Here is an 11,528-nt window from a genome sequence, read left to right on the forward strand (position 1 = left end):
CCGGGGTCACGCGCCTATTACAGGCCTCCGCGGAACCAACTCCCACGTCACACCGTTCACTCGCGCCACCCGTCTCACGGGGCAGCACCGACGGGAGCACGCGCCCTCACTCCTTACCGCTATACCCCCGGAAACCTACAAATCGCCCACCGATGGTAATCGAACCGGGCCGGACCGGACACCGCCGTGACCCGGCACAATGGCTCCATGGCCCCCTTGTTCAGCCGCAGCCCCCGCAAGAGCCCCGCCGACCGGATGGTCACCCTGGTCGGCAAGCCGGGCTGCCACCTCTGCGACGACGCCCAGGCCGTGATCGAGAAGGTCTGCGCCGAGACCGGCGCGTCGTGGGAGAAGAAGGACATCACCGAGGACCCCGAGCTGCACCGCAAGTACTGGGAGCAGATTCCGGTCATCCTCGTCGACGGCGCCCAGCACGACTTCTGGCGGGTCGACCCGAAACGGCTGCGCACGGCCCTGGGCGCCTGAGCCTTCCGCGCCCCCCGGAGCCACGCGAGGAATTCCCCCTCCCCCCACCACGTTGTGGTCCCGTAGGGGGCCATCTCGCCCCCTACGGGAAGCGTTCGCCCATCCCCTAAGGCCCCGCCGAGGTGGCCGTAATGCCCCCTTCCCCCTCCCCAGACCCTCCTGACACGCGCCCGTAACCGGCTGCACCGAACAAACTGGCTACGCTGTCGGCATGTCGCCCGCTCGCCGATCCGGCTGGATGCCCTCCGGGGCGCTCTTCGACCTGGGCTGGATCCCTCGCCGCAGACGCCCCGCCACGGCCCGCAGCGTGCTGGCCGGCGAGGCCGCGGCCGAGGCCGCCCGCAAGTCCTCCCAGGAGGCGCCGCCGGTCGAGGAGACGCCCGCGGAGCCCGAATTCCCGGTCGTCGGGGACACGGCGGCCGCCGCCTTCTTCGACCTGGACAACACCGTCATGCAGGGCGCGGCGCTCTTCCACTTCGGCCGCGGCCTGTACAAGCGGCACTTCTTCCACAAGCGCGACCTGGCCCGCTTCGCCTGGCAGCAGATCTACTTCCGGCTGGCCGGCTCGGAGAACCCCGAGCACATGGCGGACGTCCGCAACAGCGCGCTGTCCATCGTCCAGGGCCACCGCGTCGCCGAGCTGATGTCCATCGGCGAGGAGATCTACGACGAGTACATGGCCGAGCGGGTCTGGCCCGGCACCCGTGCCCTGGCCCAGGCCCACCTCGACGCGGGCCAGAAGGTCTGGCTGGTGACCGCGGCCCCCGTCGAGACCGCGACGATCATCGCCCGCCGGCTCGGCCTGACCGGCGCGCTCGGCACCGTCGCCGAGTCCGTCGGCGGTGTCTACACGGGCAAGCTGGTGGGCGAGCCGCTGCACGGCCCCGCCAAGGCCGAGGCGGTCCGCGCCCTGGCGGCGGGCGAGGGCCTGGACCTGTCGCACTGCGCCGCCTACAGCGACTCCGCCAACGACATCCCGATGCTCTCGCTCGTCGGGCACCCGTACGCGATCAACCCCGACAGCCGCCTGCGCAAGCACGCCCGGGAACAGGGCTGGCGGCTGCGCGACTACCGCACCGGCCGGAAAGCGGCCAAGATCGGCATCCCCGCGGCGGCCGGGGTCGGGGCTCTCGCCGGCGGCGCCGCGGCCGCGGTCGCACTCCAGCGCCGACGCCGCTGACCAGGCCTGATCACCGCGCCGGCCGGACGGCCATCCCCTCTCCCTACCCCCTCCGCCGTCCCGTCAGTCCCGCAGCTGTCGGTCAGCCACAACACGCCTTCCAACCAGGCAGATTGCGTTCCCTTCCGATCAATAGTTGCTCAGTATTCGATACTTGATCTGCCACCAACCCGGCACGGACCGTAACTAATCGATGATTTGAGCAACTGGGTGTAGCGCTGCCTGTACGAAGCGTTATTCTCCTCAGACGCAATCCGGAACCCACACGTCCCTACGACGAGTGAACGGTCCCGCACTGCACGTGATGGAAGCTCTGCCTCTGGGAGTCCCGTGTACCCACACGTCGGGGTTGACGCCTCGGGCCTGGCTACGCTGCGTACGACACTCGTCGACCACCTGCGCAGTTTTGTCCCCACCGCGTACGCCGTCCCCGCATTCGCCTCAGCCGTCCCCGCCGCCGGACCCTGCTACGCCCTGGCCGACGGGAGTGCTGCGGTCGGAAAGGCCGCCGGCAGAACCCGCCGCTCCGGCACCGGCACGACCACCGCCCGTCGTCCCGCCGACAGCGACAGCCGTCGCATGATGGACCTCGTCGAACGAGCCCAGGCCGGCGAGGCCGAAGCCTTCGGCCGCCTCTACGACCAGTACGCCGACACGGTCTACCGCTACATCTACTACCGCGTCGGCGGCCGTGCCACGGCCGAGGACCTCACCAGCGAGACCTTTCTGCGGGCCCTGCGCCGCATCGGCACGTTCACCTGGCAGGGCCGTGACTTCGGCGCCTGGCTGGTGACCATCGCCCGCAATCTCGTGGCCGACCACTTCAAGTCCTCCCGCTTCCGCCTGGAAGTCACCACCGGAGAGATGCTCGACGCCAACGAGGTCGAGCGCAGCCCCGAGGACTCGGTCCTCGAATCCCTCTCCAACGCCGCCCTCCTGGAGGCGGTACGCAAGCTCAACCCCCAACAGCAGGAGTGCGTCACGCTGCGCTTTCTGCAGGGCCTCTCGGTCGCCGAGACCGCCCGCGTCATGGGCAAGAACGAGGGCGCGATCAAGACCCTCCAGTACCGCGCGGTCCGCACCCTCGCACGGCTGCTCCCCGAAGACGCCCGCTGACCCACCCCCCCCCTGTCCACATGCGCCGACGTCCCGTCCCACACCGTCACACGCTCACTCTTGGTGATCACTCATGCCCGGTCGGTCAGATCATCGTGAGTGCGTAACCCGAGTGCCGCGCCGCTCGTTGTGCGGGATGCAGGCTCCATGCGGTCACGCCATGCCCGCTGCCTCTCACTCGATCGAGTGGCCGCGGACCACGGCGTGCAACCATCCGGTCCATCTGGACAGTCAAAGCCAGTCCGGGGAGTCGAGCGGGATGACGAGAGGAGGTGCCGCCCGTGATCGCAAATGTCTCGGTGCACCGGCGGGCCAACGCCTTCGCCCAGGCCCTGGAGGAGCAGGTCCTCGAGGGCGCGGCGGCCGAGGACCAGGTCGACAATCCGGCCCAAGCGCCGGGCGAAGCACGGCTGTTGGCGGTCGCCGACGGCCTCGGGAAACTCCCGGGGCCGGAGATGGCCACCGAGGTCAAGACTGTCCAGCGCGCCCAGCTCATCGCTGCGATGGAGGCCGCCTTCGCCGAAGGCGCTCCGTCCGACGGTGCCAGGGTGCCCGAGCAGCGCGAACACAAGGGCGCGCACCGCGCCACGAAATCCATCGGCCGGCTGCGCCCGCGCTCCCGCCTCTCCAAGGGGCTGGCGGCAGGCGGGCTGACGGTCGGCGTCGCCGCCGGCGCGTTCAGCGGTGTCGCCGCGGCCAGCTCCGACGCCCTCCCCGGCGACTCCCTCTACGGCCTCAAGCGCGGCATGGAGGACCTGCGGCTCGGCATGGCCGACGATGACTCCGACCGCGGCCGGCTCCTTCTCGACCAGGCCTCCACCCGCATGATGGAGGTCCGCAGGCTGATGGAGCGCGCCCGGCTCGCCGACCTCGACCACGAGTCGCTCGGCGAGATCCGCAAGGCGCTCTCCGGCATCCGGCACGACGCGGGCGAGGGCCACCGCCTGCTGCACGCGGCGTATGAACGAGATGGCTCGCTCGGCCCCATCCAGGCGCTGAACTCCTTCACGAAGTCCCATCGCGGCACCTGGTCGCATCTGCGCGACAAACTCCCGGTGCAGCTCACGGACGTCCGCGACGAGGTCAGCTCGGTCTTCGACGCCATAGACAAAGAGGTCGGTCCGCTCCGCTCGCTGCTGCCGCCCACCCCGGACAGCAGGCGCCACCACCGCGACACGCCCGCCTCCGCGGGCACCGGCTCCGGCTCCGACGGCCGCCCGGCACCGTCCGGCAGCAAGTCCTCCCACGGCAAGCACTCCGGCGGCCCGCACGCCCCGCGCCCGTCGGCGTCACCCTCCCAGGAGGACGGCCTGCTCGGCGGCAGTACGGGCGGGCTGCTCGACCCGCCGTCCAAGGGCAGCAGCCCGTCGCCGCACGACCGGGGCCACAGCGGTGGCAGGGACACCGGCGGCCAGCCCGATGTCACTCTCCCGCCGCTGATCCCGGGGCTGCTTCCCGGTCTGGGCATCGACGGCGAGGATCTCCCGAAGTAGCAGATCGCCTCCGGTGCCGGCGCGCTCGGTGTTCTTCTGGTCCTTCCCTCAGAAGAACACCGAGCGTCGCTGTACCAGCAGCTTGTAGAGGGTGTGCTGAATCGTTTCCCGTACCTGATCGGTCAGGTTGAACATCAGCATCGGATCGTCGGCCGCCTCCGCCGGATAGCCGGCCGTCGGGATCGGCTCGCCGAACTGGATCGTCCACTTCGTCGGCAGCGGCACCGCCCCCAGCGGCCCCAGCCACGGGAAGGTCGGCGTGAGGGGGAAATACGGCAGCCCCAGCACCCGCGCCAGCGTCTTGGCGTTCCCGATCATCGGGTAGATCTCCTCCGCGCCCACGATCGAGCACGGCACGATCGGCACTCCGGCCTTCAGCGCCGTCGAGACGAAGCCGCCCCGCCCGAAGCGCTGGAGCTTGTAGCGGTCCGCGAAGGGCTTGCCGATGCCCTTGAAACCCTCCGGCATCACCCCGACGATCTCGCCGCGCTCCAGCAGCCGCTGGGCGTCCTCCGCGCAGGCGAGGGTGTGCCCGGCCTTGCGCGCCAGCTCGTTTATCACCGGCAGGACGAACACCAAATCGGCCGCCAGCAGCCGGAGATGACGCTGCGCCGGGTGGTTGTCGTGCACCCCGACCTGCAGCATCAGGCCGTCCAGTGGCAGCGTTCCGGAGTGGTTGGCGACGATCAGCGCTCCGCCGTCGGAGGGGATGTTCTCGATCCCCTTCACCTCGACCCGGAAGTACTTCTCGTAGAAGGGCCGCAGCAGCGACATCAGGACCTGGTCGGTCAGCTCCTCGTCGTACCCGAAGTCGTCGACCTCGTAGTCGCCGGTGATCCGCCGCCGCAGAAAGGCCAGCCCGCCGGCGATCCGCTCGTCCAGGGACCGCCCGGTGTTCGGCCGCGGGGGAACGGCCGGCGGATGCTCGGTCCGTGCCTCCGGTACGGGTGCCAGCGCCGCACCGCGCTCCGCGCGCCCGGCCCGCCGGGCCTTCCTGCGCGCCCGGGGCTCCTCGCCGAAGGGAATGACCTTGGCGTCCGCCATCGTGGATGAACTCCTCACTGGGTCGGGCCGCTGCGTGCGGGCAGCACGCCGGCGAGCCGGTCGACGGTGCGGGCGAGGGACTCGGGCGGCAGCAGCCCGGGTCCGCGGCTGCGGGCGAATTCCGCGAAGGTCTCCGCCGTCGTGTACTTCGGATGGAATCCCAGTGTCTCGCGCATCTGTGTCGTTTCGACGACCCTGCCGTGCGTGAGCAGCCGGATCTGTTCCGGCGAGAAGTCCGTGATGCCGATGGACCGCAGCGCCGTACCGGCCCAGGTGACGGTCGGCAGCAGCAGCGGCACGGTGGGCCGCCCCAGCCGCCGGGAGGTCTGCGACAGCAGCAGCACACCGTCTCCGGCGATATTGAACGTGCCGCTGTTGAGCGTGCCGCGGCGTGGCTCGGCGGCGGCGATCCGCAGCACCTCGATGGCGTCGTCCTCGTGGACGAACTGCAGCCGCGGGTCGTAGCCCAGGACGGTGGGCCATACGGGCAGCGAGAAGTATTCGGCGAGCGGGGAATCCGCGCACGGCCCGAGGATGTTGGCGAAGCGCAGCACACACACCGCCACATCCGGCCGGCGGCGGGCGAAGCCGCGTACGTACCCCTCGACCTCGACGACGTCCTTGGCGAAGCCGCCGCTGGGCAGCGACTTCGGTGTGGTCGTCTCGGTGAAGACGGCGGGGTCCCGGGGCGCGGAGCCGTAGACGCTGGTGCTGGACTTGATGACCAGCCGCTGCACCTTCGGGGCCTTCTGGCAGGCGCCGAGCAGCTGCATCGTCCCGATGACGTTGGTTTCCTTCACCGAGGCGCGGCCACCGCGCTTGCCCAACGGGGTGCCGTTGATGTCCATATGGATGACGGTGTCGACGCCCGTCTCGGCCAGGACCCGGGCAATGGCGGGATGCCGGATATCGGCTTTGAGGAATTCGGCGCCACCCAGATGGTGCTCCGGTGCCACGGCGTCGACCCCGATCACCCGGTCGACATCGGGATCGCGCTGGATACGACGGACGAACCGACCGCCCAATTGCCGTGCGACTCCCGTGACGAGCACGACCTTGCCCAAGATCAGCCCCACCTTCCCGCCGCGACCACGCCCTAGCCGAGCTGTGCAGGCCACGCTATCGGGTCGGTGTTGCGCGGTGATGACCGCAGGATGCCCGTGGCCACATTTCCGTCCGACCACCGTCCATACGGCCCACAACGCACCGCAGCCCCCCATCGCACCAAGGCGATGAGGGGCTGCGAATTCGCGATCAGCGTCGCTTACTTCTTGTTACGACGCTGAACACGGGTGCGCTTGAGCAGCTTGCGGTGCTTCTTCTTCGCCATCCGCTTGCGCCGCTTCTTGATAACAGAGCCCACGACTACCCTCGCTCACTTCGAATCACTCGGTGCGGGGCGTCCGAGCCCACACTACCTACATCGGGCCAGCCTACCCGGCGCCGGGCGAACGGCGTAATCCGAGGGTCGGCGAGGACCCGTCAGGCTGATTCCACCCCCACAAAGGACTCACGGAGATAGTCGTGAACCGCCTGCTCCGGAACCCGGAATGACCTCCCCACGCGAATCGCGGGCAGATGGCCGCTGTGCACCAGGCGGTACACGGTCATCTTCGACACTCGCATCACCGTGGCGACCTCCGCCACTGTCAGGAACACGACCTCGTTCAGAGGCCTCTGGTCTGCCGCCATGTCACACCTGCACCTTCCGCATAAGACGGACACCGGCTTCCCCTCCGGTGACTCTTCGTCGCTATGCGCTCACTCCCCAGATTAGGGGCGGGTGATGCGAGTGGGGAAGAGGAGCAGCGAACAGCCGCCTATCGGGACAGACGCGCCCGATTGATGACATAGCGCGCCAGCGGCCGATAGTCCGCGGCCCGCGCCGCGTCATCGAGCGGCACCACCACGGACACCCGTCCCTCGGCCTGGCCGACGAACAGCGCCGGGTCGTCGGTGTCCGCCAGCCCGATCGCCTCAAAACCCAGCTGACCTGCTCCGCAGACCCAACCGTGGTCCCCGATCACCAGGGCCGGCAGCGGGCCCGCGGTGTCCGCCGCGGCCGCCAGAGCGGTCCGTACCGGGAGCGGGGAATGGGTGTGTACGCCCCTGTCCCCGGGCGCGCCCCGCACGCCGGTTTCTCGCATCAGCGCGACTCCCCGTACGTACGCGAGTGTGCAGGGACGTACCCCGAACCGGGTCGCTATGTCGACACGGGCGCCATACGCCGGGGTGAGAACGGGGCAGCCCGCCGACGAGAGGGCGTCTGCGAGGGCGGCGTAGAACCCCAGCAGCCGGTGCGGATGGCCGGTGCCGATCAGCACCGGCGCCCGGCGGCCGGCCGCCGCGGCGACCCGTTCGGCGAACCCGTCCAGCGCGGCGACCGTCCGGTCGGGGTCGATCACATCCGGGCCGGAAGTGTGCGCCGGATCGGCCGAAACCCCGCACTTCCGCCCCATCAGTCGCAGTACTTCACCGAGCGGCCAGTCCCGTTCCGGATCCAGCCCCAGCAGCACTCTGGGATCGCGCGCCGCGAAGAGCCGGTAGCGCGCCAGACTCTTCTCCCGCGTGGTCGCGATCGTCCCCGCGAGCCGCGCCTCGATCAGGTGCGCCCGCAGCGCCCCGGTTCCCAACACGCGTCCCATACTGTCCGGTTGGTCGGCCTACGGTTGCCCGGACCGGCGGGTAGTCACACATCCGTGGGGCGCGGCGCCGGATACGGCCGTACGGAAGCGGCGGAGGGCTCCGCGCGGGACACCCGCCAGCGGGACCTCGGCTCCCCTACGGAGCACCTCGTTCCCTGGCGCCGTAACAGCGTTACAGGGACATGAAGGGGGTCCGGCCCTACGGGAGCAGCCCATGGGCCGGGAAGACCGCCCGACGGGTCGCCAGCACCGCCTGGTCCAGCCGGTCGGCCGGGTCATAGCCGTCGTCGACGAAGCTCCGCCACTGCGGCGTACGGCCGTCCGTCATCCGGTGCGGCGCCAACTGCCGGGTCCGGCGGAACACTTCGTGCCGCCATGCCTCCGGCACCATCGCGGTCGGATCGATCGGCCGGCCCGCCGCGATCGCGACCAGATGCGTCCAGCTGCGCGGCACCACGTCCACCACCGCATAGCCGCCCCCGCCGAGCGCGACCCACCGGCCGTCCGCGTGCTCATGCGCCAGGTCGTGGCAGGCCTCCGCCACCGCACGCTGGGCGTCCAGGCTCACCGCGAGGTGCGCCAGGGGATCCTCGAAGTGGGTGTCGGCGCCGTGCTGCGTCACGATCACCTGCGGCCGGAAGGCCCCCAGCAGCTCCGGGACCACCGCGTGGAAGGCCCGCAGCCAGCCCTCGTCCGCGGTCCCGGCCGGCAGCGCCACATTCGCCGCGGTGCCCTCCGCGCCCGCCCCGCCGGTCTCCTCCGGCCAGCCGGTCTGCGGGAAGAGCGTCCGGGGATGCTCGTGCAGCGAGATCGTCAGTACCCGCGGGTCCTCCCAGAACGCCGCCTGCACCCCGTCACCGTGGTGGACGTCCACATCCACGTACGCGACCCGTTCGGCCCCCAGCTCCAGCAACCGGGCGATCGCCAGCGACGCGTCGTTGTAGATACAGAAACCGGCCGCCCCGCCCGGCATCGCATGGTGCAGCCCGCCGGCGAAGTTCACCGCATGGGCCGCGTCGCCGCGCCAGACGGCCTCCGCCGCGCCCACCGACTGCCCGGCGATCAGCGCGGACGCCTCGTGCATCCCCACGAACGCCGGATCGTCCGCCGTCCCCAGTCCGTACGACAGATCCGCGGCGGCCGGCTCCGCCGAGGCTCTGCGGACCGCGGCGATGTAGTCCTCGCGATGCACCAGCCGCAGGGTGGAGCCCCCGGCAGGCTTGGCCGCGACCACCTCCAGCGGCCCGCGGTCCAGCTCGAACGCCTCCACCAAACGCATGGTCAGCGCGAGCCGGACCGGGTCCATCGGATGCCCGGACCCGAAGTCGTAGCCCGTTACTGCCTCATCCCACATCAGCTGTGCGCGGCCGCTCATGTCCGTCACCGTATCGGGCCTCCGGCGCCCCGAACGAGCGGGCATACAGCAGCGTCACCAGCACCAGGGCCATCGGTACGAGCATGGCCCCCCGATAGCTCCAGGCATCACCGAGCGCACCGACCAACGGAGAGCCGATCAAGAAGCCCACGTAATTGAAGATGTTCAGCCGCGCCACGGCCATGTCCGCGGCCTCGGGACCGTGCTTCTCGTAGGCGCAGCGCCCCGCCGCCGCGAACGTCTGGGGCACGAGCACACACAGCCCGAGCCCCAGCAGCGTGAACCCCGCCATCCCGGCCCAGGGCCCCGGCGCGGCCGCCACCACCGCGAAACCGCCCGCCGCGACCACCGCCCCGGCCCGCACCACCGCGACCGCCCCGAAGCGCCGCACGCCCAGGTCGCCGACCGCCCGCCCGAGCAGCGTGGTGACCATGTAGACGTTGTACGGAAGGGTGGCGAGCTGCTCGGAGCTCCCCAGGACGTCCTGCAGATACTTGGCGCTCCAGTTGGAGACGGTCGAGTCCCCGATATACGCGAACGCCATCACCAGACACAGCGGCAACAACAGCCGCATCGCAAGGGGCCCCACGGCCCCCGCCGGCGCCTCCTCACGTCCCTCCTGAGCCCGCCGGCCCCGGTCCACGAACCATCGGCCCACGAGCAGCGCCAGCGGCGCCAGGACCGCCACCGCCGGCCCGTACAGCAGCGCCAGCGACAGCTTCCAGTGCGCACCCGCCCAGGCCAGCGAGGCGCCCACGATGCCGCCCAGGCTGTACGCGGCGTGGAAGCCGAGCATGATGCTCCGCCCGTACGTCCGCTGCAGGCTCACCCCGAGCATGTTCATCGAGGCGTCCAGGGCCCCCACCGTCAGCCCGAACACCGCCAGCGCCACCGCCGCCTGCGCCATCGAGCCGACCGACCCGACGGCCGCCAGCGCCAGACACACCACCGGCTGCACGGCCCGCAGTACCCGGCTGGGCCGCACCCGCTGCACCAGCCGTTCGGTGACGACGCTGCCGACGCCCGCGAGGACAGGCACCGCCGCCAGGAACGCCGGCAGCAGTCCGTCCGAAATCCCGTAGCGGTCCTGGATCGCGGGTATTCGGGTGACGAGGAGGGCGAAGACCGCGCCCTGGATGAAGAAGCTCAGGGCGAGCGCGGCCCGGCCGTGCCGCGGCTGCGCTCCTGGTACCCGAGGGGCCGTCATGGCCGCTCAGCCTAGAACTCCCCACTACCACTGGGTAGATGGATCACAGCGCCGATTCCGAGGGGCGTCCGACGGGTGGTGGGGCGGTGCCCCTACTGCAACAGCGCCGGCAGCTCCGCCATCTGGGCGAACAGCGCGGTGGCCCCGGCCTCCGCCAGCTTCTCCGCCGACGTCATCGCCGTGAAGCCGTAGACGTCCATCCCCGCGGCGACCGCGGCCCGCACCCCCAGCGGACTGTCCTCCACCACCGCACACCGCTCCGGCGCCACACCCATCTCCTGCGCCGCATACAGAAAGAGATCCGGCGCCGGCTTCCCCCGCCCCACGTCCTGCGACGAGAAGATGCGCGCACCGGCAGCACTCCCGGCCCCTGCGAACCGCTCCCACAGCCCGGTCTTCGTCAACGCCACCCGAATGCGCTCATGGCTTCCCGACGACCCGACGCAGTACGGCACCCCGTCCGCGTCCAGCTTCCCCAGCACCTCGCCCACGCCCGCCACCGGCTCCAGACTCCTGCGGAACTCCTCGAAGACCCGCGCATGAAAGCTCTCGTCGAACCCGGCCGGCAGCCGCTTTCCGGACCGCTCCAGCAGGACCTCGTGTATACGGTGCATCGCACCGCCCATGTAGTCGCGCAGCGAATCTTCATAGGTGGTCGGATGACCCAATTCGGTGAGGTAGTCGGCAAGAATCCGATTGGAGACCGGCTCGCTGTCCACCAGGACGCCATCGTTATCGAAAATGACCAGGCCATAGCGCATGCTCATGAGCGTACCGAGCCCTGAACGCAGAAAAGCCCCGCACCATGAGGTGCGGGGCTTTCCCACAATGATTGTTCGGCGGCGTCCTACTCTCCCACAGGGTCCCCCCTGCAGTACCATCGGCGCTGAAAGGCTTAGCTTCCGGGTTCGGAATGTAACCGGGCGTTTCCCTAACGCAATGACCACCGAAACACTATGAAGTTAACCAACCCGGCAAAAAC

The 11,528-nt window shown here is 70.3% G+C and carries 12 protein-coding genes and 1 rRNA gene; 4 read left to right on the forward strand and 9 right to left on the reverse strand.

The annotated features are described in order from the left end of the window. The first annotated feature begins 207 nt into the window (after positions 1-207). The 4 genes from NUT86_RS19285 (at position 208) to NUT86_RS19300 (ending at position 4,275) form a co-directional block, all read left to right on the forward strand. Positions 208-486: a glutaredoxin family protein gene (locus tag NUT86_RS19285; protein ID WP_026169869.1), complete on the forward strand. Its 279-nt coding sequence runs from the start codon at positions 208-210 to the stop codon at positions 484-486. Between the two features lie 238 nt (positions 487-724). Then, complete coding sequence (locus NUT86_RS19290) at positions 725-1,666, forward strand: HAD family hydrolase (protein ID WP_018091038.1); 942 nt, start codon at positions 725-727, stop codon at positions 1,664-1,666. A gap of 330 nt (positions 1,667-1,996) precedes the next feature. Beyond that, the gene (locus NUT86_RS19295; RefSeq protein ID WP_006604745.1) at positions 1,997-2,782 is read left to right on the forward strand and encodes an ECF subfamily RNA polymerase sigma factor, BldN family; all 786 of its coding nucleotides are present in this window, start codon (positions 1,997-1,999) and stop codon (positions 2,780-2,782) included. A gap of 281 nt (positions 2,783-3,063) precedes the next feature. Then, positions 3,064-4,275 (forward strand): DUF5667 domain-containing protein, encoded by a 1,212-nt coding sequence (locus NUT86_RS19300; RefSeq protein WP_274736669.1) that lies wholly within the window; start codon positions 3,064-3,066, stop codon positions 4,273-4,275. A gap of 48 nt (positions 4,276-4,323) precedes the next feature. Here the strand turns inward: NUT86_RS19300 and NUT86_RS19305 are convergent, their stop codons facing one another. The 9 genes from NUT86_RS19305 to rrf all read right to left on the reverse strand — a co-directional run bounded on the left by NUT86_RS19305 (position 4,324) and on the right by rrf (position 11,497). Then, positions 4,324-5,319: a lysophospholipid acyltransferase family protein gene (locus tag NUT86_RS19305; RefSeq protein WP_159487654.1), complete on the reverse strand. Its 996-nt coding sequence runs from the start codon at positions 5,317-5,319 to the stop codon at positions 4,324-4,326. Positions 5,320-5,333: 14 nt separating this feature from the next. Then, positions 5,334-6,383: an NAD-dependent epimerase/dehydratase family protein gene (locus NUT86_RS19310; RefSeq protein WP_093644968.1), complete on the reverse strand. Its 1,050-nt coding sequence runs from the start codon at positions 6,381-6,383 to the stop codon at positions 5,334-5,336. Between the two features lie 200 nt (positions 6,384-6,583). Continuing rightward, positions 6,584-6,682 (reverse strand): 30S ribosomal protein bS22, encoded by a 99-nt coding sequence (locus NUT86_RS19315; protein ID WP_003948845.1) that lies wholly within the window; start codon positions 6,680-6,682, stop codon positions 6,584-6,586. A gap of 119 nt (positions 6,683-6,801) precedes the next feature. Beyond that, positions 6,802-7,011, reverse strand: coding sequence for a helix-turn-helix domain-containing protein (locus tag NUT86_RS19320; protein WP_006604741.1), 210 nt, complete (start codon positions 7,009-7,011; stop codon positions 6,802-6,804). A gap of 128 nt (positions 7,012-7,139) precedes the next feature. Continuing rightward, complete coding sequence (locus tag NUT86_RS19325; protein ID WP_274736670.1) at positions 7,140-7,955, reverse strand: phosphatase; 816 nt, start codon at positions 7,953-7,955, stop codon at positions 7,140-7,142. 208 nt (positions 7,956-8,163) lie between these two features. Further along, positions 8,164-9,339 carry an acetoin utilization protein AcuC gene (locus NUT86_RS19330; RefSeq protein ID WP_148591259.1) on the reverse strand — a complete coding sequence of 392 codons (1,176 nt, stop codon included), beginning with the start codon at positions 9,337-9,339 and terminating at the stop codon, positions 8,164-8,166. Continuing rightward, positions 9,308-10,546 (reverse strand): MFS transporter, encoded by a 1,239-nt coding sequence (locus NUT86_RS19335; RefSeq protein ID WP_274736671.1) that lies wholly within the window; start codon positions 10,544-10,546, stop codon positions 9,308-9,310. The genes NUT86_RS19330 and NUT86_RS19335 overlap by 32 nt, the downstream gene beginning before the upstream one ends. Before the next feature lie 92 nt (positions 10,547-10,638). Further along, the gene (locus tag NUT86_RS19340) at positions 10,639-11,307 is read right to left on the reverse strand and encodes an HAD family hydrolase (RefSeq protein ID WP_274736672.1); all 669 of its coding nucleotides are present in this window, start codon (positions 11,305-11,307) and stop codon (positions 10,639-10,641) included. A 73-nt stretch (positions 11,308-11,380) separates the two neighbouring features. Further along, positions 11,381-11,497 (reverse strand): 5S ribosomal RNA (rrf, locus tag NUT86_RS19345). Positions 11,498-11,528: the final 31 nt, after the last annotated feature.

This window comes from Streptomyces sp. G7(2002), from assembly GCF_028870195.1.
GTDB lineage: Bacteria > Actinomycetota > Actinomycetes > Streptomycetales > Streptomycetaceae > Streptomyces > Streptomyces nigrescens.

Bases quoted from the DNA above. Each gene is read 5' to 3' on its own strand.
- NUT86_RS19330 (WP_148591259.1), bottom strand. From the start codon at position 9,339: ATGAGCGGCCGCGCACAGCTGATGTGGGATGAGGCAGTAACGGGCTAC.
- NUT86_RS19305 (WP_159487654.1), bottom strand. From the start codon at position 5,319: ATGGCGGACGCCAAGGTCATTCCCTTCGGCGAGGAGCCCCGGGCGCGC.
- NUT86_RS19340 (WP_274736672.1), bottom strand. From the start codon at position 11,307: ATGCGCTATGGCCTGGTCATTTTCGATAACGATGGCGTCCTGGTGGAC.
- NUT86_RS19320 (WP_006604741.1), bottom strand. From the start codon at position 7,011: ATGGCGGCAGACCAGAGGCCTCTGAACGAGGTCGTGTTCCTGACAGTG.
- NUT86_RS19290 (WP_018091038.1), top strand. From the start codon at position 725: ATGCCCTCCGGGGCGCTCTTCGACCTGGGCTGGATCCCTCGCCGCAGA.
- NUT86_RS19335 (WP_274736671.1), bottom strand. From the start codon at position 10,546: ATGACGGCCCCTCGGGTACCAGGAGCGCAGCCGCGGCACGGCCGGGCC.
- NUT86_RS19285 (WP_026169869.1), top strand. From the start codon at position 208: ATGGCCCCCTTGTTCAGCCGCAGCCCCCGCAAGAGCCCCGCCGACCGG.